Here is a 22,796-nt window from a genome sequence, read left to right as displayed (position 1 = left end):
CAGTGAAAACAGGCTGGATCATACGGGGACCGCCGCTTACGCCTGTGCGACGAGCAAGGGCCGCGCCGCTTCCCCCACACCCGGCACGTAGGGTCGGCCTACGCTGTAATACTCGATCCCCAACTCCGCCATAGCCATAGGCTCATACAGGTTTCGGCCGTCAAAAATCAATGGCTCGGTCAGCGCCTCGGTCAGCGCGCTAAAATCAGGGCTCTTGAATACTTTCCATTCGGTCACGATCACTAGTGCATCGGCGCCGTCCACACTCTCCGCTTGTGACTGAGCAAAAGACAACCGCGAGTGCGCTTCCGGTGCATCATGCAGATCGAGCGCGAAAACACGCCGTGCTTCGGCAATCGCCACAGGATCGTATGCACAGACGGTTGCACCGCGTTCGAGCAGCCCGATCACCAGCTTGCGGCTCGGCGCCTCCCGCATGTCGTCGGTGTTCGGCTTGAACGCCAGACCCCATACCGCGAAGGTGCGCCCGGTCAAATCCGCCCCGAACCGAGCGGTAATCTTGTTGATCAGCACATCCTTTTGCTCTTCGTTCACCGCCTCCACGGCTTCGAGAATGCGTAAAGCCTGACCGTACTCGGCAGCGGTCTGCACGAGCGCCCGCACATCCTTGGGAAAGCATGACCCTCCGTAGCCGGCACCCGCATATAGGAAGTCGTAGCCGATCCGTGGGTCCGAGCCGATACCACGGCGTACCGATTCAATATCAGCCCCAACGCGATCGGCGAGATTCGCTAGCTCGTTCATAAACGAGATCCGGGTAGCCAGCATCGCATTCGCGGCGTATTTGGTGAACTCGGCAGAGCGGACATCCATGTAGCGCGTGCGTTCGTGGTTACGGTTAAACGGCGCATAGAGTCGCTTCATCTGCTCGCGAGCGCGTTCGCCGAGCTCGTCTTCATCGCTGCCAATGACGATACGATCCGGTCGCATGAAATCGTCGACCGCTGCGCCCTCCTTAAGAAACTCGGGGTTCGACACGACCGAAAACTCATGACGGGCACCGCGGAGCGTCAACTCGCTCTCAATGGCGTCACGCACATGCTGCGCGGTTCCGACCGGAACCGTGGACTTGTCGACGACCACCTTGAAGCCGTTCATATGACGGCCGATGTTTCGCGCTGCAGCCAGAACGTATTGCAGGTCGGCGGACCCGTCTTCATCAGGCGGCGTACCGACGGCAATGAACTGCACATCGCCATGCGCAACGCTTGCCGCGATATCGGTAGAAAACTGCAGGCGCCGGCTGGCGCGGTTGCGGTCGATAAGTTCCTTTAAACCAGGCTCGTGAATCGGCACACCTCCGCTATTAAGAATGTCGATTTTGCGTTCATCAACGTCAAGACAAAAGACGTCGTTACCGATTTCCGCAAGACATGCGCCAGTAACCAGACCAACGTAGCCGGTGCCGATAATGGTGATCTTCATATTGCCCTTTGTAATGAGAAGACGCTTGCGACTTCAGAGGTCCGGGTGCCGTACGCCAGATGCCGAAGTGTCGGCAGTCCCTGCACACAGCGCGCATAATTTCGTCTCGAATTCGCGCAGTACGGCGTCGCGCGACAACATTGCCTGGGCGAATTCGCGGCCCGCCTTGCCGAGACGCGCTCGCTCGACCGCGTTGCCGGCCAGTCTTTCGATCGCCGAGACCAGCAAGCTCGCATTTCCCGGCTGCACCACCACGCCACGAGGAGATACGGCTTCGTACAACTCGGTGCCGGGGCTAGCCATGGCGATAACTGCCCGGCCGCTGGCGAGCATGCCTGTCAGCTTTGATGGCATCACCAGATCCGCCGCGTCAGCACGCTGGGGCAACACATGAATATCGGCCAGGTTCAACAGTTCGTTCAGCCGGTCAAGCGGCTGCAGGTCAATGAAGCGGCAGTTGCGCAAATCGCCGCATATCGCCGTGATGGCGTCTCGCGCCGGGCCGTTGCCACAGAACACAAAGACGACGTCGTCACGCTGGGCAAACCCGATCGCAGCCGCCGCGAGTACCTCGAGGCCCTGCTTCGCGCCCATGTTTCCCGAGTAAAGGACCACTGTCGCGGCGTCAGGGATATTCAGTTCGTCTCTCAGCCGGCTACGCCGTCCAAGCGGATAGATCGACTCGGTATCCGCCCAGTTCGAGAAGCGCACCACCTTACTTTGCTGAACCCCTTTGCGTAGAGCGTGTTCAACCATCTTTCCCGAGATCGTAGATACGGTATCGAAGCGCTTAAGCAGCACCCGCTCCAACGCGAGTGCCGTACGCTTTAACACCGAGCCTTTCAGCATACCCAGACTGAATGCTGCATCTACCTCGTAATCCTGAATATGCAGCCAGGCATACGCGCCTGTCAGGCGGGCAACCAGCCAGCCGGCAGGTGCATTCAGCAAGCTCGGCGCTATGCAGACGACCACCTCCGGCCGCCAGAACGCGTGACGCAACAGTATTGGGAAGCTCGAGAGCGCAAAACTCGCCAGGTGGGCGATGCGTCGCGCACCCTTCGGCTGCGAGGGTACCCATAGCGGCGTGCGCCAGACATGCACACCGTTGCGCCGCTCGTTCGCATAGCGGAGTGCAGAGAATCCAGTGGCGACGCGCCATTCCGGGTAATACGGCGGCGCACAAACAACACGCACCTGATGACCGGCCGCAGCGAGCGTTTCCGCCATCTCGGCGGTGTATTTGCCGATCCCGGTTAACTCTGGCGCGTAGTTGATGCCGTATAGGAGAATTTTCATTGGCCTCCAGCGCGATAACGTTGCAAATGCTGCAGTGCATAATGCTCTGTATCTTCTGCGATGCGCATCTCAATGGGCCGCCATGATATTGGCGGAGTCCGCCAATATCATGGCCATCCTGGTGCGCGCGTCATGCAACCAGCACACTCACGGCAGCGAATTGAATTCGAGCCTCGGCCCGACGTGCCCCTTGACGTGAGCTATCCCGGTCAATCCTTGTCGGAAAACGAAATTAGCGTGTCGCGTTACGCCAGCGCGGTCTCAAGCACGGGTTCTTCAGTGATGATGCAAGGTGCTTGAACCATCACTCCGGCGATGCCGTATATCGCGCGTTCATGCGTCCACCACGCCCCGTTCCAGCAAGTCGAGGGGCTTTCATTGGTTGTGGTCCGATGCTGGCGATGCCAGCCTGGCCGACGGATCGACCTGCATATGCATGAATTGCGTACGAGAATGAAAATCTTGTTGATGATGCTGACGCCGGCGGCGATCGCCCTTACCTGTGCTTCGGCGAGCGCGCAAGTCAGTTCCGACTCGGTGCAGGACCACACGTTGTCTCGCGGTCAACGGGACAACCCTCAGCCCACGTCAGCGTCGGGTCTGAGTAACCTGTTGGGGGCACCGCAGGACGACGCGGAAACCTATCTGCCATATAACCGCGCCTCAGGTCAGACGCAGAACCGCACTTCGGCACAGGGCAGCCATACGCACAGCCAGCAGGCCACTCCGGATTCCGCACCAAGTCCACTGCTGGGCGCCCCGGAGGACTATGAGGATAGCTACATTTCCAGCCTCGACTATGGACCGGCAAAGCAGGCTGCCGCGCGTGAGGCAGCCAACTATAGACTCACGCCGGTTGAACAATTGCTGGCGCCGAAGCTTCCTGAAAGTGTTAGCGCTTCCGCCGCAGGAGTTGCATCGCACCGCAATGTAGCTGGCACCCACGTCGCCGGTGAGCGCCGCGAATCTCAGGCATTCGAACCCGTTACTAGCATTACCCCAGCATCGACTTCTGCTTCGCAAGGCAATTCATTCCGTGGTACCGCCAGTTCGGATTCTGCAAGCACGATCTACAGATCGCCGTGGTAAATCGCCGTTTTTTGGCCATCGGAAACGAGTAAGCGAAAGTGGGCAATCTGTACGACCGCGGCGGTATGCCTCGTGTTGGCGGACACACCCCATCTCGAACCAACCAGATAGAGGGAACAGGTCACGTGCGAACGCCAATACAATCGACAGGCGCGCTTCCAGCGCTGACCAGCATTCGATTTTTCGCAGCGCTGGTCGTCGCTCTATCGCATTTCACCCAGCTTGGGTTACTCAATCTACCTGCCTCGTTTCTTGCATTTGTCGACGGCGGACGCCCAGCGGTATCGCTCTTTTTTGTTCTTTCCGGTTTCGTGCTGACATACACGTATCACAGCACCATTGATACGCAAGGGTCATTACGATTCTACCTCGCGAGATTTGCTCGGATTTATCCGGTGACGTTGCTTTCTCTGCTCATCGCGATGTCCGTCACAATCTATCTGCTGCACGCTGACAACAGCGCTTTACTGTCAGACTGGTATTCGATCAATACCCACGCCTACGTTTCGCTTGCAGTAAGCCTTGCTGCGCAGATCCTGCTACTCACCGGCTGGTTCCCATTCGCCTCGATCAATCAACCCTGGAATGGACCGGCATGGAGCATCTCGTGCGAGGCCTTTTTCTATGCCCTGTTTCCATGGCTTCTTCGCAAATTGCTTGTGAAGGATCGTGCCACCCTCATGCTGATCTGTCTTGCACTGTGGACACTACAGGGAATCTGGATTTTCTGTGTAAGCCGGTACATGCCTGTGGGTCGAAAGGGATTCCTGATTTCGCAATTTCCGCTAACCCATCTGTCGGAGTTCGTGATGGGTATCGGCGCCGCAGTCTACTTCGCCCAGGCGCGAGCAAGCGGGCAAGCATCGCACCGATTGGGCATAGCGCTTGTCTGCGCGGCTGTGACCGCGATCACGCTGCTCGCAGCGTATCAGCCGCTCAAACCTGCTTACTACCTTGAAGCACCGTTTTTCACGGCGCTTATCCTCGGCCTCGCCCTGCTCGAACGGCCGGTACTCGGTCTGCTGAACCAACGGCCGCTAATACTTCTTGGTGAAGCCAGCTTTTCGCTGTATCTGATCCACGTACCATTGGCACATTGGGCTCATATCGCCGGCCTTCATCGTGGCAATGGGTGGCTGGCATTGCTCGTGGCCGTGTGTCTGAGCGTAGTCATACACCTCTATTTCGAAGAACCCATGCGCAAACTGATACGTTACGGAAGCGGGTTGCAGCGAAGAACCACTGCTTCGCCGCATCGGACATTGTCCGGCATCGGCACCGAGTACACGCGTCGATGAGTCTGGGCACACTTCGAAATCCTCAAATGACCTCACAGGAGAGTCGGCCACCCGAGGGAGTTTTCGATACCCTGGGCCCGCTGCATTGAACATCTGTCCAGACGCGACTATTCCGCCTTCACATCGTCCGAATCCTTCAATCTTTCGGCGGATTTCGCCCTGTCAGCACGGGTATGCTCCGCCCTGTGCTCAAGCGCGTCCGCGCGTCGTTCCTCAATCATTTCCCACTATGGCGCGCAGGATTCCCGCAAGGATTCAAAGGCTGGCGACCAGATGAAACCGACTCGCCGCATGACACTGGCCCGATTGGGTCAACTCGGGCTTGGGTTTGCCTTGACTCGGACCCCGCTCGCAACCGCTGCGGACATAAGCCTCGCCGTACCTCGAACGCGGCTCGAAACGCTCGAGGATGAAAATCTCAGTGCACGTGGACGTGGCGGTGCCATGGGCGACAACAAGGCTGATGACACCCTCGCGCTTCAGGCATGGATCAATTACCTGGTTGCCAACCATAAGCGGGGCACGCTTGGCGCAGGCACCTACCGCGTGAGCGCTCCTCTGGTCATTCCGGCAGGGTACGAATGGGCGATCGACGGTGACATTGCCGGCGGCACACGGATTCTGCAAACAGCGGACAACGTGCCGATCTTTGACATTGGTCCGACAGGCCCGAAGCCGCTGATGCACACCTGGCGAATCTCGAACATCGAATTCGACTACGCGAACGATCAACCTGCGTCGAATGAGAACGCTAACCCGATTGTGTTCTCACAGATGGTGTGTGAGTTCACGCTGACAGGTCTGCGGTTTGCGCGCGGCTCCTACGCGATCAAGGTAAAGCCCGGTATTGGAGGTCCTTGGGGAGGCGTATGGGATGAGCTTGTGTTCGAAGCCAATCTTAGCGCTGGAGCCATGCAATGGACCGGTTGCGTCAACGGCGTGCCCAATAACAAATGGGGACGCTTCTTCGTCGACTGTCACAAGATGGTCGGCCCCGTCTTCAAGGATGTGCGCGGATACAACTGGATCATCGATACGATCGAATTCATTGCCGCGCAGCGCGGTGCACAGCTCTTTGCCATTGCGGGTGGGAGCGAGTGCACGATCGGCGCGATCAAACTCGAGAATGGCATCTATCGCAACGCGATCGACCTGATTGGAATCGGGCCCGGTGCACACGTCAAGCTCGGTCAGTTCTTCATTGGCGGTAATGCGATGGTCCTGCACCCGGAAAAAGGCGCGATAACCCTGTTCGCAACGGGAGTTGGCGGCCCAACCGGCACGTTTGAGCTCGACACACTGGTTGCCAATGCAACCGAGTTCGGCGGGGATATTTTCGTCATCAGCGGAGCGAAGGGCAACATGAGAATCAGGGATATGTCGTTCGACAAGCATCCCTGGCAGATATGTAACAACGGTTCAACAACGACCGGCGACACACTAACGCTTGACCAATACAAGAACGACCGTCTCTCAGGAAATCTCGGTGATGCGAACTACGCGGTCACTCTCGGCGATCCAAACGTCCTGTCGTTCGAAACGCCCTTTACTTCACCGCGCACACTAGAGCTGCCGGACGTCGCCAACAGGTTGTTCGGCGGCCTCTACTACGAAATCCGGCTATATGGCGCCGTGAACGGCAGCAACACGCTCACCATTCAGTGCGGGGGGCAGAAGAAGTTTGTCGCCGCGAGCGACAAGGTAGCGATGCGCTTCGCATGGCGCCGGGACGCGAATGCCGCCACTGGCTGGGTTATGACGCAGTATGAGGCGCTGCCATGACACGCGTGGCGGTGAATTGCCGCCCGCTCGCAATTCTGAGCAGTCAATTGTAAAAACCGGGGAAGTAAAAATGCGCGGAAAGGGTATCCCGCTGTTGGCAATCCTGTTTCTCTTGCCATTGGCGTTCGACTATAAGACTGCGGACGACAGCCAAAGTCATTTGCTGCAGTACGCGCTGGTTGCGCCTCCCCTGATATGCGGTGTGCTTCTCGCCCTGATGGGACCCAGATTCCGTAGCAAATCACAACTGCGATCGCTGGTTTCCATTGCCGTGACGATAACGGTCGCCGGCAGCGTCGTTCCTCAGTTCCTTCAAGGAAACGACGTTGGAGATTACCTGAGAGTGATACTAACCTTCGTTCTCTTCCTGATTGGCTATCACGTCGGATGCCACCCGTGGAGCGACGCCAGAGCGAAAATCATCTACCAATGCCTCTTTGCCGCCATGGCAGTATCGATGATCGATAGCCTGCTTTACGGCGTTGCGACCGGCGGCTCGATCGATGCCGTTCGATACCGGATCCTGTCCCCTGTGCTATTGGGATTTCAGGGGTTACTCCTCCACGAGATCGTCGTTCGACGAGCACCCAGCAAGGTCGCTTTGATGTTCTTTATCGCGACCCTGGTTATCGAACTTCTGAGCGTCACGCGGAGTTTTCTTGTCGGCACCATCCTGCTGTTCTGTTTCGCGAGCTTACTCGCCGCTCCGACAGTCAGCCATCTCGCCAAGTCGCTGCTGCGCACTCTTCTTGTCGCTGCTGCGCTCGGCGGTGTAGTTGCGGCAGGCGCTGCATGGGTCTTTCCATCGGTACTCGATCACTGGTCACAGCGGATCTTTTTCGCTGAGGGCACGCAGAGCGGGAAGGATCCGACGACACTTAGCCGGCTGGCCGAGATGGAAAATCAGTATGACCAGGTTACGTCAACCGGGACATCCCTGCTTACCGGAATGGGATATGGGCACCATTTTGGCTATGCTGAGGACTACATCGTCGAAATGCTGGAGTTCTCCAAACGCGGCGATCTGGAGGCGATTGATTCCTGGTCGGCAGGCCACAACTTTTGGGTTTACCAACTATTTGCCGGCGGAGTCCTTTTCGGGATCGCGCTGCCGTTCGCGCTGTTGTACAACCTTTACCGATGCACGATCACTTATCGACGTTGGCGTCGCGCAATGCCCGCGGCCGACCACCTGCAAGACATGGGGCGTTATCTACTGGTCTCGTTCGGCATGGTTGTAACCACTGTCGGCGGCAATCCATTGGGGCCTCGCTTTTCTGGACTGGTTTATGGTCTCGCGTTGGGCCTCCTGGTAGCGGCCTATTCCAAAGGCATTGCTCTCAGTCGATACTCGTCCCACTTCCCTGCACCGATGCCTCTACGAACCGCAACCACTGTATCGGCTGTCGACGGGTGAGTTTCCACAGCATCAACGCTTCACGAGCGTTCCGGGATGACGTTACCGTCGGTACCTCAGCAGCCTGTTAACGCTTCCCGCCAAATGAGTGCGCACTCAAGAAATTTATAAACGCGCGCAGCTTTGGTACGACGTACTTGCTCGACGGCCAAAGAACTGTCAAGGCACGTGGTTGCGTGTCCTCAGCGCCCAGCACCCTTTGCAGTCGCCCGGATTGAAGAGAGTCACGAACACAGAAGTCCGGAAGGCAAGCGATTCCCCTGCCTCGCGCCGCGAGGAAGGCGAGCGTCTCGATGGTGTTGCAGCTCATGGGCGATCGCAGGTTTTGCAGAATCAGGCTATTCCAGTCATCGACAGGCCACGGCTCGATCTTCCCAGTATTCGGAAACTTATAGAGCAGGCAGCTATGTCGCGACAGGTCCGATGGTTTATCCGGAATACCTGCTCGGGTCAAATATTCTGGAGATGCCACAAGATATCTCTGGAAGGTGAAAATTTGACGACTCACCAATCTGCTGTCGTCCACATTTCCGATGCGGACCACCGCATCAAACGCTTCGTCAATCAAGTCTACCTTTCGATCGGAAAAATCAACTTCCAACTCGATATTGGGGAACTCAATCATGAATTCTTCCAGAACCGAGTGAAGCAATGTCCCGACCGATGGCAGGCTTACTCTCAGTAGTCCCCTTGGGGCACCCTTGATGTCTGACAGCTCTTCCTCAGCCGCGGACATTTCCAAAATGATCCGCTGGCATCGCTGCAAGAACAGAGCGCCCTCGGCAGTGAGCTTCATGTTTCGAGTATTCCGCTGAAACAGCCTGGTTCCCAGACGTTCTTCAAGGCGTGAAACACTCTTCCCGACAGCGGAGGCGGAAATTCCGAGTATTCGCCCGGCGTCAACAAAGCTGCACGTTTCCGCCGATTTGACGAAGGCAACTAGTCCCGCGAAATTATCCATTAGTTTTCCTAGGCCGATGAATTCCGGACAGGAACGTCCGGTATGAAAGGAGTCAAAGGCCATTTATCCCATCTTACCCGATGTATTACATTGCTAACGGATGGCAATTGCCATTTTTCGAAAGCATTATGTAATATATTGGAGTGAAAGATGACGAATGTGTTTCCCTACGCTGGTCAAGAGTTCATCGTCAATTACGGCGGAGACCTGATCTTCAAAAACATTTACTCGGAAGACGGAAAGCACGTCACCGCAGAGTTTCTGGCTGGCGAAATGGCGGGGGCGAAAATGACGATGCCGTTTAGCTGGCAGGCATTGCCGGCTGGTGACTTTCTGCTTTGGTGGCAAGAAGACGACAAGTCCACCATCGTGCACTGCGATAACTTCGAAGCGAAGAAGACCAAGACCTTCTACACCAAACTCGACGGCAGCTTTTACGTGCTCGATGGCGTCATTTCTTGACCATTAAGGGTTGCGGCCAACGTGCCTGTTGAGTTCAAGGTGCGCGCCCACGGGTCAATGACAGGTGGGCGCGAATCAGTTACTTAGATGAGACAGAAAAATTGTTGCTTGAAGATATAGCTGATGAAGTCATTGGCCGCGCCTTTGAGGCTGCGGCTATTTTGGACGCAACTATCTGTGTCAGTGTTGTAGATAAGAATGGTCTCCTGTGTGCATTTCGCCGTATGGCTGATGTGATCCCAGGGGCCATCGATGTTGCTTTCAAAAAGGCTCACACCGCGTCTTTGTTCAGATTGGACACGGATGAAATTGGGAAGGTAACGCATCCCGATGGCATCGCATACACTCTGCAATTTACGAATGGCGGGCTGATTGGCTTTGGCGGCGGCGTTGTTATCTATGACAACTCGGCGTATGTGATCGGTGCTGTCGGCGTGTCTGGGGCGACGCCCGGCATCGACAATCAAATCGCCTTGAGCGCCGCGGGGCGTAAATGACCGGGGATCGCAATCAGACTCAATGGTCCGTCGCCTCACTGGCTATCACAGCGTTTGCAATTGGCGCGGCAGAGTTCATCGTCGTCGGTGTACTGCCCGCAATTTCGCTTGACCTTCACGTTTCGTTGGCGCGGGCAGGTAGCCTTATTGGAATCTACGCGTTCGCATTGGCAATTGGAACACCGATCACAGTCCTGCTGACTTCACGGTATGGCCGAAAACCGCTACTCGTCGGGTTAGTGCTTGTATTTTTCGCGGGGAATGTCGGTGCGGCCTTGTCGCATGACTTTGGAACATTGCTTATCGCCCGAGTTCTCACGGCGGTCGCACACGGCAGTTTTTTCGCAATCGGTGCTTCGGTAGCGGCGAGGTTGGCCAAACCTGGGCAGGCCAGTCGGGCAATCGCCCTGATGTTCGCAGGCCACACGCTAGCAATGGTGGTGGGTGTGCCTCTGGGAACTTATGTGGGTAATTTGTTCGGTTGGAGATTGCCGTTTCTCCTGATAGCGGCCATCGCGTTCATCTCGGCAATTGCAATCGCAAAGTGGCTCCCTTCGGTGTCGATGTCCAAGCCAACGAGTGTAACGAGTCAGTTGATGACAATCGGGAATCCCGCAATCCTTACGATGATGGCGGTTACGATCCTTGGCTTTGGCGCGAGCTTCGCTCCGTTTTCGTTTATCACCCCGATACTCGTCAATGTGGCCGGTTTCACAACTACGGGCGCAAACCTGATGCTCGTTGTTTTCGGATTGGCGACGCTATTTGGTAATTCGATTGGTGGGGCAGCGGCGGCCCGCGTTGGCTGGTTTAATACACTCAAGGGGATTTTTGCACTTTTGGCGGCATCGCTTGCGGCCATCGCGTTATTTGTTCACTCCCCGGTGCTGCTCGCATGTTTGTTGTTCATTTGGGGTGGGCTGGCATTTGGTATGTCACCGGCTTGTCAGGCAGCAATGATCTCGACAGCGGAAGCATTCACGCCTCGCGCAATTGATTTTGCCTCAAGTCTCAATATCTCAGCTTTCAATCTCGGAATCACTTTGGGCGAGACGGCTGGCGGATTCATGGTCGCCAAGGAACATTTGCCGCAGACGCCGCTGCTTGGCATGGTCCTGGTGATCGGTGCAATCTTTCCGCTCAAGCGTCTCGGTACACTGCACGGGCACGCGTGAAGGGGCGCACAGCAACGCCTGTCAGCCCCTCGGCGCCCTCATCCGCTCCCTCACCTTCAACACAATGAAGTATTCGTAGATGGATTGCAATGTTGCATATACGAGCCCTGGTCGTCCATCCAGGAAGCCGCCTCGAACTGCATAGAGCAGGAAGAATTTGACTAGAGGACGCAGCGGCAGCTTATAAAACATCCCCTTCTGGTGATAACGGCGAACCTGAAAATCCTTGGCCCACAGCGCCTTGGAAAGCTGAAACTTCTCGTCACGCGTGGCGTTGATCATAAATTGCTCGGCCTCAAGCGAACTATAAGAATTGTGCCGGGCGAGCCAGTGAGATATGCCTTTGCTGAACGGATGATGATCCAGGAACCCTCCGACTCTGCCCGTTTTCCCGTTGACTACCGTCACCGGGTTCACCATCCGTTCGTATCTGATGTACGCAGGCTTGAAGAGACGCACATAGTAGGGCGAAACCTGAACATGCTTTAGCCATCGCTCGCTTAAGAAGTCTCGGCGTTGAACTTCAAAGGCAACGCGATCTGTGGACGTCGAGACAGCTTCGCTTACCGCCCGAGCCAGCTCGTCGGTCACGCGCTCATCAGCGTCGATGTACAGCACCCAGTCATGCTTGAACCCGATGTTTGCCAATCCCCAGTTCTGGTGAGAGGCCCAATTATCGAATTGTCTACGCGTGACCTGCGCACCGAACCGTTGAGCAATTTCAACGGTCCGGTCCGTACTAAGTGAGTCATAGACGTGGATGTCGTCGCACCAGGCAACGACGCTCTCCAGGCAGCCAGGAAGATCCCTTTCTTCGTCTTTTGTCAGAATGAGGACTGAAATACCGTTCATCACTGCTCTCCAGATCTGCGTCGAATGGCTATTTTTCTCGCGGGCATGCCTGCGTATACCGTCCAGCTATCACGAAGACTGCGTGTCACCACCGAGCGCGCGCCAACCACGGCGCCATCGGCAATTTCGGCACCGGGACAAATGAATGCCTCGGCGCAGATCCATGCCTCGCGGCCAATGGTTATTGGTTGTGTTGTCAACTGAAACAAGGGGTCATTGAAGTCATGGCTTCCCGTGCACAGGTGGGCTCCCTGTGAGATCACGCAACAGTCTCCCAAGGTGATTTTCCCCATGGAATACAGCGTGACGCCGTTGGCAACGCCAGCTTTCGCCCCGATAGACAGGTTCCACGGGGCCCAGATTTTTACTTGTGGATAGATATGAGCCCCCGGCCCGACGCGTGCGCCGAATGCTCTCAGAATGGAGCGGCGCCACCCGTGGCAAACGCGAGGTGTGGGAAGGAAAAACAGAACATACACAATCCCCCACAGTACCCTCGCTAACCTGTTCCCGAGCGAGAACGAAGGAGCAACCTTTGAATCCACTCCTTGCAAAATCATCGTTTAAACCTCTTGGTAACTGCCTACAGGACGGCAATACTCACCGGATGACACTGGCGCTGCCAGCATCTCTATGTGAGTGAATTCATCCCTCAAGGTAGCGAAGCGGCGCCGGATCAAGCGCGCCGGAACGCCCCCAACCACCGTGCATGGGTCGACATCATGAGTTACGACGGCTCCTGCCGCGACGACTGCACCGTCGCCGATGTTCACGCCGCAGAGAACCGTCGCGCCCGCTCCGATCCAGACGTCTTTGCCGATGGTCGTTTGGCGAAAAGCTGGCCGGCCGCTGAAGATGACGGGCACACCTGGCCGATCAAAGATGTGATCGTTGCCGACGATCTGCACATCGGGTCCCAACATCGAGTAGCGACCGACATAAACCCCCGGATTGATCCGGCAACCCGGCCCGACATAGACAAACTCATCGGCGCGAAAATCCCGGCTGATATCCCCATATCCGCCAAATAGCACGGTTCCGTGCACACTGTTCAGTCTCAACCGTTTTCGCCACCAAAACCTTCGCGCACTGCGCAACACCTTTCTAAGAGTCGCCAGCATACTTATCTCCATAGGAAGCTACCATCTCATTACCCAGCCGAGCAGGTCTTCCATAGATTGCATCCGTGAGAACCTCACATTGCTTGCGCGGGTTGTATACATCATCAATAATTCTGAAACAGTTTTCTTGCGTCTGATGACGATCATGGAATACTTGCGGAACTTCAATCAAACACCTTGTCAGATCAGATAGGTTTCCATACTGGAAAAGCATTCCGGAAAACCCATCTACGACCGCCTCCACTTCAGGCATCTGACGATCCATATCGGAATGAGTAATGACTGGAGTGCCAAACATAAGCGAATGCATCGCGGTCAATCCGACCTTTCCTGGTGAAACAACGACATCGGAATCGAAGATGTACGCTGCTACGGCCGCCTCGTCATATAACTCACCAACGAAGTCGACCTGCAACTCCAGTTCCGCGGCAAGCTCCTTGAGCTTACGTTCCGCGGGCCCACCCCCAATAAGGGTTAATCTGAATGGTTGGTCGGACGCTTTTTGCGCCAACGACACAGCACGCAACAAAAGATCATATTCACATTTATCCGTCAACCGGGAAACGCCAAGAATGCGGAGCTCCGCCGACCGCTGCCCTCCGGCATGCCGGGCCAGCAAGTCGTGCCGCATACGCAATTGAGACTGGTAGTCCAGACTATTAAATCCAACATATAGGTCTTCAGCTCGAAACCCGAATTTCTCCGCAATACACTTTGCTCGATATCCGTACAGATATTGCGCATGTCCGAGCGAAAAGAAAATCCGTCTCACGTAATTTTTAAGGCTTCGCTGTTCCGACAGAAAGCCATGTCCCCAAAATATTACGCGCTTCCCGGAAAGGCGACCCAACAATGCCGCCAGCCATGTTGTAAAGAAATTCGGATTGGCCAGCAATACCAATACGTCGAATTCCTTTGACAAAGACGCAAAGACTGCGGCCCACTGAAAGGAAATTTTCCCAACAACCTTGACCGGCGCCGCTCTAAAATCGTCGCTGTCTTCGAAATTAAACGAAGGAATGCCTTGGTAGCGCTCCACAGGATCGCCAAAAAACGTCGAGCCAAAATCCTGCCCAATAATGGCGTCAAGCACGCCCCTTCGGTAGTGCGGGAAAAAGTGGTACACGATGGCAACCCTGGGCCATTTCTTTTGCTCCATGATTCCGCTTGACCGGCGCACCGCCCGTGTCGAAGGGAACACCCGATCTCTCAGGCGGCGCACGAGGTTATCAGTAGTCACGCGCCCCCCGGCCGGCACACTTCGGCGATAGCATCTATAACGTTGCTTCCAAATGCGTTTGGACTGTGCTCGCTTGCAAACCTTGCCAGTTGAGGCGAGCTCCTGATTGAATGCACGACCGACTGCAATTTTTCCCAGTCGAAGCGCGGCATTGGAACCGACGTTCGCAAGAAGTCATCCCACCGCAAACCTAGTGATCTTTTCCCCCGATAGTTGTCAATCAGGCCATAGTTCGAAGTGATCACGGGCACTCCGGCTTGAGCAGACTGGATCAGTACGCCGCTCATTCCGCTGAAGTTCTCGTAGCACAGCCACATCGTGTCGGTAGCTGCAAATACCTGCCCTTCTTCCAGCTCGGAGCAGAACCTGTTGAGAACGATCACCTGCGACGCACGCTCCCTGGCCTTCAACAGGAAAGATTGAATCATTTGAGCAGCTTCGGCATCCTGTACGCCGGCGAGCACCAGCCGAAAATGCTTTGGCAGGTCTGCAGCGGAAAACAGGGTGAGTAGCCGCGCCAGTCCCTTTCTCGGACTAAGCGCGCCATACGCTGCAACGACAAAGTGGCTCTCCTCCAACCCTAACGCGCGTCGAGCTTCGTGACGATCCGTCGGCTGACAGATGAACGAAGTGTCCGGAACGTATCTGACCTTCCGTGCAAACGCCGGCATCTTTCGCGCCACGTACTCTGGCAGCGGTTCATCTATCGTCGTGGCAAGGGCAAGATTCCGCAGGCTCAACATTCGCCGAAACAGAACACCATTAATGACATCCTGCATTCCCGTGGGACCCGCGATGCCGCAGGCGTGGTGATGAAACCTGGCGGAAAGAATCATGCCGCCGAAAGGCGTGTCGCCAAACGGTGAGCCATAGAATCCGGCCACCTTGTCGAGGTAATTGAGGTATGGAACGTAGACGAAATCGGCTGTAGCAGTGCTACGGTACTGCATATAACCCTGTTCGACAGCACGCAGGTAGGCGCGCTGGCCAAACAGGAGTTGAAGTTTTCCGTAGCCGGTTCCACGAGGGATCTCCGGCATTTTCACAATGTGCAGATCACGTCCGAGCGCCGATAACGCAATCTGACATGCGGGATGAGATAGCGCCGAAGCTGTCGTCATCAGTGCGACTTTCCATCCTCTGCGTAAAGCCTCTTTGGCGATAAGGCGCACGTAGAGCACCATGCGATGCCCGGTCGCCTCCGGTTCAACTATCAGAAGCGTGGTCATATCGCCCGCTCCCGGCTCTCCGCATGCAATAGCGCAGGCGAGGTTACATCACGAAACAGTCCCGCATATCGCTCGGCAACGTGCGAAATCGAGTACGCCGTCAAATCACGCCGATGACGCGGGTGTCTTTCAGAGAGCAACTTTGCGATCGCCATTGCATAGCCTGGATGACTTGCCGGGTCGACAGTCGCGACACCGGGAAAGCGTGACGCAAATTCGAAAACGGGGATGTCCGAGGCTACAATCGGCACGCCGCTCGCCAATGCCTCGATCATCGCCAGGCTGTGCGCTTCCCGTGCGGACGGCATAACGTAAACGTCAGCAGCGGAGAGCAAGGCCGGGATATCGCCGCGACTGCCTAGAATCCGTACCTTTTCCTGCAAGCCATGCTGCTCGACCAGATCCTTCAGCGCATCGCCATATGCAATGTCTTCCGTCAGTCCTGCAAACCAAAGTTCCACGGGCCGGCCGGCGCGAATCATTTCGCTCACCGCCAAAACCGTGGCCGCCTGATTCTTCACCGCCGTGAGTCTCCCCACCTGCAACACCACCGACACGTTGGCGCCAATTCCAAGATCCGCGCGCACCTGGCGTCTGGCATTCTGGTCGAAAGCAAACTGATCAAGTGCAGTGCCATTCGGGATGGTAATGAGCCGCCGGGGCGGACCACACCGCAAGCGATAGTTGTTTGCCGCTGCCTCGGTCACTGTCACCACGGCTGCCGTGCCTGACTGCAGCAGTCGCTCACTTAGCCTTAGAAGCGTGCCGGCGTAGTCGTCATTGGTCGCTGCATGTAGTACGGTAACCACGGGAGAAGCAGAGCGCGTCAATTTCAACGCCAGGCGTGCATAGGCGGCTGGAATGACTGAATGCGCAACGATCACATCAGGTCTGAACTCGCGCAGGGTGGAGAGAATGAGTCGAAGTCTCCCCAGGCGCCCTAACTTTCGCGGCGGCGATGCACACCAGACACCGCTGTCCTTCAGTGCCGTCCAGACAGGTTCAAAAGCATCCTCACACGGATTGATTCCAAGAATGCCGGTCACAACCTGGTGACCGGCGGCGTGCACCTGAGCCAACGTAGCTGCGAGCACTTCCGCCCCGGAGTGCCGCGGCGTCAACACCATCTGCAAGATTCGCATGACTCCCTCACTAAACCGTCAACGAGAAGCCTGCCCGCAACCTCTGTAAGGGCAATACCAAAGCGATGGCACTCATGAACCCCAATCCGATCGCGTGATACGGAACCGACGAAAGCAACTGGTTCAAAATCACAATCAGCGCCGCGACGGGGACACCAACAGTCGCCAGCGGCAATAAGTGCCGCACCTGGTCAGGTGCGTTGGAAAGAACATCCCAGAGCATCAGCGCCGCACAGGTGAACACGGAAATCGCCGCGGCCAAGGCAACGCCGATGGCGCCAAGCCACGGCGCAAGAATCGCCGATGCGGCAACCAGGACCAGCAACTGCACAACGGTTGCGCGCGTCACCCGACTCGGCTTACCGGTGCCGCGCAAATATGCGGTCAGCAGTCCGACCAACACGCCCGCCGCCATCAGATAGACAAAGACACGAAAAAACGGCACTGCGCCGCTCCATTGATCGCCGAGCGCCAGTTGAATCACGTCACGTGCGACCACACAAAGAAACGTGGCAAGCACCAATGCGATCGTCCCCAGATGATTGAACAGTGTCATTGCACACCGCACAGCGCGGCTCTTATCCTGGCGCGAGAGTTCCGCAAAATTCGGAAACAGGTACTGGCTAAGCGCGATGCCAAAATCGGCCACGCCGAATTGCGCCAGGCGACTCGCCGTCTGGTACAAACCCAGCGTCTGTACGCCGAACGTCTTGACTGTGATAATCCGGTCCAACTGGTTGACAACTACCGTGAGCAAGCTGCTCGCCCAAACCCAGCGGCCAAACTCCATGATCTCGCCAAGCGGTTTCGTATCGAAGTTCACCCGGGGCCGTGTCGAAAACACAATATGCGAGGCGACAGCCTTCAGAAACTCCGAGAGCGGCAGAGCAGCAAGCACCCAGATCACTTCACGATAGCTGAAGGCCGCAATCGCGGACATGACGAAATCAGCCATGACAAACGTCGTGGTGAGCAACGCGACGGTGCGAAAGCGCCGTTGCCGCTGTGCGATCACAACCCGCACACTCGCCAGGCATCTCGCGAGCGGAACCAGCGCGACCATTTGCAGGACGGTTGTGCCCTCCGGGATATTCATCAGCCGCGCAATAGGTCCGGAAGCGACAAACAATACAACCGTCAGAAACAGACCACGCACCGCGGTCGCGGTCCACAATGCATCCAGACTTCGCTGGTCCAGTAGCTCGCGCCGCTGAATCAGGGCATGGCTCATGCCCATCTCGGTCAGCGACTCCGCTATTGACAGGGCCATGAGACAAGCCGCGATAAGGCCAATCGAGTGTGGTCCCAGCAGGCGCGCGAGCAGGAAAAACTTGAACGCCACCAGCAGGCGCGAAACGCCCTGTTGCGCGAAGACCCATGTCACGCTGCTTTCGTCGAATCGAATCATGTGGGTGTTCTGCCGGTATGCGACTACGCCCGCTCTAGCGCTTGCGATTCGTGGCGCTGCAGGAAGTCCTGATAGGTTGTGGTCAGCCCGCTCTCGAGACCGATCCGCGCTCGCCATCCAAGGTCAGCAAGCTTGCTGACGTCGAGCAGCTTTTGCGGCGTGCCGTCCGGCTTGCTGACATCGAATTCGATGCGACCGTCGAACCCGACGGCCTTCATCGCAGCGTGTGCCAGTTCCTCGATCGTGACGTCTTCACCACAACCGACGTTGTACAGGCCTGCTCCGATACCACGCTCGAGGAGAAACACCGCGGCGTCAGCCATATCGTCGATATGCAGAAACTCGCGGCGTGCCCGGCCCGTACCCCACACCGGGAGACTGTCGGCACCGGCAACTTTCGCTTCATGGGCCTTGCGCAGCAGCGCCGGCAACACGTGACTCGTTTTCAGGTCATAGTTGTCGTTCGGTCCATAGAGGTTGGTCGGCATCAACGACACGTATTGCGTACCATGCTGGCGGTTAAAGGCTTCGCATAGCTTGATGCCCGCGATTTTCGCTATGGCGTACGGCTCGTTGGTTTTCTCCAGCGGCCCCGTCAACAGATAATCTTCCTTGATCGGCTGCGGGCAGTCGCGCGGATAAATGCACGATGAGCCAAGGAACAAAAGCCGTTCAACACCCGCCCGATAGGCGGCGTGAATCACATTGGCCTCGATGATCAGGTTCTGATACAGGAAGTCCGCCGGATAGGTGTCGTTAGCCAGAATACCGCCGACCTTGGCGGCGGCCAGAACGACCACATCAATCGCCTCATCGCGGAAGAACGACTCCACGGCAGCCTGATTATTCAAGTCCAGTTCGGTACGGCTGCGTGTCACCAGGTTGCGATAGCCGCGAGCGTGAAGAATGCGCACCAAAGCCGAACCCGCCATTCCGCGATGCCCGGCGACAAAGATTCGAGTGGTCTTGTCCATGATGATTACTCGTTGTACTCGAATACCTTAAAACCGGCCAGCGTCACCAAGGCATCGCGCTTGGCGACCTGGTAATCGGCTCGCACCATTTCCTTGACCAGCGAAGCGAACGAAGTCGCCGGCTTCCATCCGAGCTTTTCGTGGGCCTTGGTCGGATCGCCGAGGAGAGTTTCGACTTCGGTCGGCCGGAAGTAACGCGGATCGACACGGACGATCACACTGCCGGGTGTCAACTTCGCTTCGGTGCCTTCGACCTTCTCGACGATACCCACCTCGTCGACGCCCGTGCCCTCGAAACGTATGGTGATGCCCAACTCGGCAGCCGCATATTGAACGAACTGGCGCACGCTGTACTGCACGCCCGTTGCGATCACAAAGTCTTCGGGCTGTTCCTGCTGAAGCATCAGCCATTGCATTTCGACGTAGTCCCGAGCGTGCCCCCAGTCCCGCAGCGCGGACAGGTTACCCAGATGCAAGCAATCCTGCAGACCCGTTGCGATGCGCGCAACGGCCCGTGTGATTTTGCGTGTCACGAAGGTTTCTCCACGTACCGGCGATTCATGGTTGAACAGAATGCCGTTGCACGCGTAGATGCCATACGCCTCGCGGTAGTTGACCGTGATCCAGTATGCGTAAAGCTTGGCCACCGCATACGGACTGCGTGGATAGAAAGGGGTTGTTTCCTTCTGCGGAATCTCCTGCACCAGTCCGTAGAGTTCGGATGTCGAAGCCTGGTAGAAGCGCGTCTTTTTCTCAAAACCGAGAATCCGGATCGCTTCCAGGATGCGCAACGCGCCGATTCCATCGGCGTTAGCCGTATATTCCGGCTCCTCAAACGAAACCGCGACGTGGCTCTGCGCGGCGAGGTTGTAGATCTCGTCAGGCTGCACGCGCTGGATAATACGCATGAGGCTCGTCGAATCGGTCAGATCGCCGTGATGCAGCACGAAGCGGCGATCCGAGGTATGAGGGTCCTGGTAAAGGTGGTCGATCCGTTCGGTATTGAACAACGACGCACGTCGCTTGATGCCGTGCACTTCGTAGCCTTTGTTCAAGAGCAGCTCCGCAAGATACGAGCCGTCCTGACCTGTCACGCCGGTAATCAAGGCAACTTTTCGATTCATGGTTTAATTCTCCTCAGTATCGTTGCGCCGCGTTCGTCCGCACGCCATTCGTGGTGTTGTCATACTCATTCGGGAGCGCTTTCATATCCGTAGTAGCCGGAGTAATACGTCCCATAACCGACACGTCGCTGTGGCACATCGGTGAACAGCACGCCTTTCAGCGTTACACCGCCATTGCGCAAACGGTTGGCGGATTCCAGAATCTCGGCCATCGGATGGCGGCCATGACGAACCACCAGCAAGGTTGCACCGGCGTGTCTGCCGATCAGCGCAGCATCGGTGACGGCCAATACGGGCGGGGTGTCCACGATGACGATGTCGTAGCGGCTCGAGAAATAATCGAGCATCGTCTTGAATCGCTCGCTCATCAGCAGTTCAGCGGGATTCGGCGGCAATGAACCCTTCGGCAGTACATCCAGGCCCGGCAGTACGTCGTGCAAGACCGCTCCCTCAATGTCGCTCCCCGCGATGACATCCGAGAGCCCCGGCTGTCTCGACACGCCGAAATAGCCGTGGACATCGCCGCGCCGCATGTCGGCGTCGATCAACATCACGCGCTTGCCGCCGCTCGCTAGCACTGCTGACAGATTCACGGACATGAACGACTTGCCGACCTCCGGACGCGGGCCGGTGATAACGAGCACGTTGTTGGCGACGTCGAGCAAACCGAACTGCAGCGCAGTACGCAAGCTGCGGATCCCTTCGATCGCCACGTCATGCGATGCCGCGGAGGCCAGCACGTGATGTCCTGCGCGGCCGCGCCGGATGCCCTGAATCAGGCGCACCTGCGCTTCACTGTGCGGCACCGTCGCGTACACCGGCAACCCGAGCGCCTGTTCGATTTCTTCACTGTGCTCGACCCCGCCAAACAATGCCCTTTTGACGAACGCCGCAGCCGTTCCGGCGACCAATCCCAGCGCAGCCGCCAGCGCAATCACGATGACTCGTTTGGGTTTGACGGGCGAATCCTCCGCGACGGCATAGTCGACGACACGGACATTGCCGACCTGGCCGGCTTTGACGATGCGCAACTGTTGCGCGCTGTCCAGCAAGTTCGTATACAACTCAGTATCGACACGGACATCGCGCAGCAACCGCAAGGCAGACTGCTCCGTGTCAGGCAACGTCATGATGTGCTTGTTAAACTGCTCCTGCTGCGCCTGCAGCGATGCAATCTGCGTGGTTAGCGCAACCACCGCCGGGTGCGATTCCGCAAAGCGTTGTGTCATCTCTATACGCTGCTGCTGCAGATCGACAAGCTTGGTTTTGTTGTCGACAATCTGCTGCAGCAGCAAACGGCTCTCCTCGGTCAGGTCGACCGTACCCTTGCGGTTGCGGAACTCGTTGTAGCGGTCCTCCGCCTCGTCGAGCTGCTTGCGCAATTGCGGTAATTGCTGATCCAGAAAAGCGAGCGTATGTTCCGCTTCGGCGGACTTCCGGTCGATGTTCTGCTGCACGTAAGCAGCCGCAATCGTATTGATGATCTCCGCGATACGCTTGCTGTCCGCACCGTCGAGCGCGACGCCGATCACCCCGGATTGCTTGGTCTTTTCCGCAATAACAAGTGCATCCTGCAACTGGTTGATGGTGACGAGGGTCGATGCGCGCCTCAAGATGAACTCAGTGCCAGGTCGAGCCTGGAGTCGTGCCACCTGCAATTCGACCTTGCCTTTTGGTTCTTCGCCCTCGATTTTCTGGCCAACCTGGCCCCGAAGAACGGCATTACCATCAGGGTCCAACAGATCGAATTTTTCGTCGCCGCGCGCCACCAGCTTGTACTCGGCGTCGTATCTTTGCTTCGGCACATCGAAATCGGAGATCTCGATCTTCTCTCCGCCCCATGCGAAACGACTCATGCCGAACAACGGCGGCGCCGCTCTTTCTTCGTCGGCGTGGCGTGCCAGCATCGCTCCGATAAGCGGAAAATAGCGCGGCCTCGCACTGATGTCGAGGTGCAGCGAACGCACCGTCTGGCCTACTACAAGACGCGAGCGGATCAACTCAATCTCGGCGTCGGCAGTCTGCTTCGTGTCGAATATCGAAGCGAGATCGCCCAACGCGTCCTTCGCTGAATCGGCACTATCCTCGACCTGGATCATCGCGTCCGCGCGATAGACCGGCGTCGCGAGAAATGCGTAGAGCATGCCGAGTAGCAGCACGGTCGCCGCAGTGGCGAGAATCAGCTTCCAACTCTCCGCGATGACCGCAAGATAGTCGGACAGGTGGATTTCATCGCCACTCGGCACATCGATGATTCGGTTTTGATTTAAGGATGCCATG

General features: G+C 56.9%; 19 protein-coding genes. 7 read left to right on the top strand and 12 right to left on the bottom strand.

Annotated elements, in window-relative coordinates; translation table 11 throughout:
• Positions 1–36 precede the first annotated feature (36 nt).
• Together AC1ECK_RS08255 and AC1ECK_RS08250 are read right to left on the bottom strand one after the other, a co-directional pair.
• Positions 37–1,446, bottom strand: coding sequence for a UDP-glucose dehydrogenase family protein (locus AC1ECK_RS08255; protein ID WP_480317802.1), 1,410 nt, complete (start codon positions 1,444–1,446; stop codon positions 37–39).
• Between the two features lie 33 nt (positions 1,447–1,479).
• Positions 1,480–2,745, bottom strand: coding sequence for a WcaI family glycosyltransferase (locus AC1ECK_RS08250; protein WP_480317800.1), 1,266 nt, complete (start codon positions 2,743–2,745; stop codon positions 1,480–1,482).
• Between the two features lie 453 nt (positions 2,746–3,198).
• Here AC1ECK_RS08250 and AC1ECK_RS08245 point away from each other — a divergent pair, with 453 nt between their 5' ends.
• From AC1ECK_RS08245 to AC1ECK_RS08230, 4 genes are all read left to right on the top strand, one after another.
• Positions 3,199–3,834, top strand: coding sequence for a hypothetical protein (locus AC1ECK_RS08245; protein WP_480317798.1), 636 nt, complete (start codon positions 3,199–3,201; stop codon positions 3,832–3,834).
• 38 nt (positions 3,835–3,872) lie between these two features.
• Entirely contained in the window at positions 3,873–5,132 is a 1,260-nt protein-coding gene (locus AC1ECK_RS08240; RefSeq protein WP_480317796.1) for an acyltransferase family protein, read from the top strand.
• Positions 5,133–5,405: 273 nt separating this feature from the next.
• The gene (locus AC1ECK_RS08235; protein ID WP_480317794.1) at positions 5,406–6,914 is read left to right on the top strand and encodes a hypothetical protein; all 1,509 of its coding nucleotides are present in this window, start codon (positions 5,406–5,408) and stop codon (positions 6,912–6,914) included.
• 70 nt (positions 6,915–6,984) lie between these two features.
• Complete coding sequence (locus tag AC1ECK_RS08230; protein WP_480317792.1) at positions 6,985–8,331, top strand: hypothetical protein; 1,347 nt, start codon at positions 6,985–6,987, stop codon at positions 8,329–8,331.
• A 67-nt stretch (positions 8,332–8,398) separates the two neighbouring features.
• On the opposite strand, the gene AC1ECK_RS08225 is transcribed toward AC1ECK_RS08230, so the two are convergent.
• A complete protein-coding gene (locus AC1ECK_RS08225; RefSeq protein ID WP_480317790.1) occupies positions 8,399–9,292 on the bottom strand; it encodes a LysR family transcriptional regulator in 894 nt (297 codons plus the stop codon).
• A 150-nt stretch (positions 9,293–9,442) separates the two neighbouring features.
• Between AC1ECK_RS08225 and AC1ECK_RS08220 the strand changes: the two genes are divergently transcribed.
• The 3 genes from AC1ECK_RS08220 (at position 9,443) to AC1ECK_RS08210 (ending at position 11,426) form a co-directional block, all read left to right on the top strand.
• The gene (locus tag AC1ECK_RS08220) at positions 9,443–9,754 is read left to right on the top strand and encodes a MoaF-related domain-containing protein (RefSeq protein ID WP_480317788.1); all 312 of its coding nucleotides are present in this window, start codon (positions 9,443–9,445) and stop codon (positions 9,752–9,754) included.
• 101 nt (positions 9,755–9,855) lie between these two features.
• Positions 9,856–10,251, top strand: a complete 396-nt coding sequence (locus tag AC1ECK_RS08215) for a GlcG/HbpS family heme-binding protein (RefSeq protein WP_480317786.1) — start codon at positions 9,856–9,858, stop codon at positions 10,249–10,251.
• Positions 10,248–11,426 (top strand): MFS transporter, encoded by a 1,179-nt coding sequence (locus AC1ECK_RS08210; RefSeq protein WP_480317784.1) that lies wholly within the window; start codon positions 10,248–10,250, stop codon positions 11,424–11,426. The genes AC1ECK_RS08215 and AC1ECK_RS08210 overlap by 4 nt, the downstream gene beginning before the upstream one ends.
• A 21-nt stretch (positions 11,427–11,447) precedes the next feature.
• Here AC1ECK_RS08210 and AC1ECK_RS08205 read toward each other — a convergent pair whose 3' ends face one another.
• The 9 genes from AC1ECK_RS08205 to AC1ECK_RS08165 all read right to left on the bottom strand — a co-directional run bounded on the left by AC1ECK_RS08205 (position 11,448) and on the right by AC1ECK_RS08165 (position 22,795).
• Positions 11,448–12,278 (bottom strand): glycosyltransferase family 2 protein, encoded by an 831-nt coding sequence (locus tag AC1ECK_RS08205; RefSeq protein WP_480317782.1) that lies wholly within the window; start codon positions 12,276–12,278, stop codon positions 11,448–11,450.
• 563 nt (positions 12,279–12,841) lie between these two features.
• A complete protein-coding gene (locus AC1ECK_RS08200) occupies positions 12,842–13,201 on the bottom strand; it encodes an acyltransferase (RefSeq protein WP_480318127.1) in 360 nt (119 codons plus the stop codon).
• 181 nt (positions 13,202–13,382) lie between these two features.
• Positions 13,383–14,558, bottom strand: coding sequence for a glycosyltransferase (locus tag AC1ECK_RS08195; protein WP_480317780.1), 1,176 nt, complete (start codon positions 14,556–14,558; stop codon positions 13,383–13,385).
• A gap of 77 nt (positions 14,559–14,635) precedes the next feature.
• On the bottom strand, positions 14,636–15,868 hold the full coding sequence (locus AC1ECK_RS08190) for a glycosyltransferase (RefSeq protein WP_480317778.1): 1,233 nt from the start codon (positions 15,866–15,868) through the stop codon (positions 14,636–14,638).
• Positions 15,865–17,010, bottom strand: a complete 1,146-nt coding sequence (locus AC1ECK_RS08185) for a glycosyltransferase family 4 protein (RefSeq protein ID WP_480317776.1) — start codon at positions 17,008–17,010, stop codon at positions 15,865–15,867. The genes AC1ECK_RS08190 and AC1ECK_RS08185 overlap by 4 nt, the downstream gene beginning before the upstream one ends.
• Positions 17,011–17,020: 10 nt before the next feature.
• Positions 17,021–18,535, bottom strand: coding sequence for an oligosaccharide flippase family protein (locus AC1ECK_RS08180; RefSeq protein ID WP_480317774.1), 1,515 nt, complete (start codon positions 18,533–18,535; stop codon positions 17,021–17,023).
• Positions 18,442–19,392: a GDP-L-fucose synthase family protein gene (locus AC1ECK_RS08175; RefSeq protein ID WP_480317772.1), complete on the bottom strand. Its 951-nt coding sequence runs from the start codon at positions 19,390–19,392 to the stop codon at positions 18,442–18,444. Before AC1ECK_RS08175 ends, AC1ECK_RS08180 begins: the two co-directional genes overlap by 94 nt.
• Positions 19,393–19,397: 5 nt before the next feature.
• The gene (gmd, locus tag AC1ECK_RS08170; RefSeq protein WP_480317770.1) at positions 19,398–20,516 is read right to left on the bottom strand and encodes a GDP-mannose 4,6-dehydratase; all 1,119 of its coding nucleotides are present in this window, start codon (positions 20,514–20,516) and stop codon (positions 19,398–19,400) included.
• A 65-nt stretch (positions 20,517–20,581) separates the two neighbouring features.
• Positions 20,582–22,795, bottom strand: coding sequence for a polysaccharide biosynthesis tyrosine autokinase (locus tag AC1ECK_RS08165; protein ID WP_480317768.1), 2,214 nt, complete (start codon positions 22,793–22,795; stop codon positions 20,582–20,584).
• Between the last annotated feature and the right edge of the window lies 1 nt (position 22,796).

This window comes from Paraburkholderia sp. SSBN10T, assembly GCF_056619545.1.
Note: the sequence above shows the minus strand (reverse complement) of the source record. Positions and strands in the feature narration are given on the sequence as shown.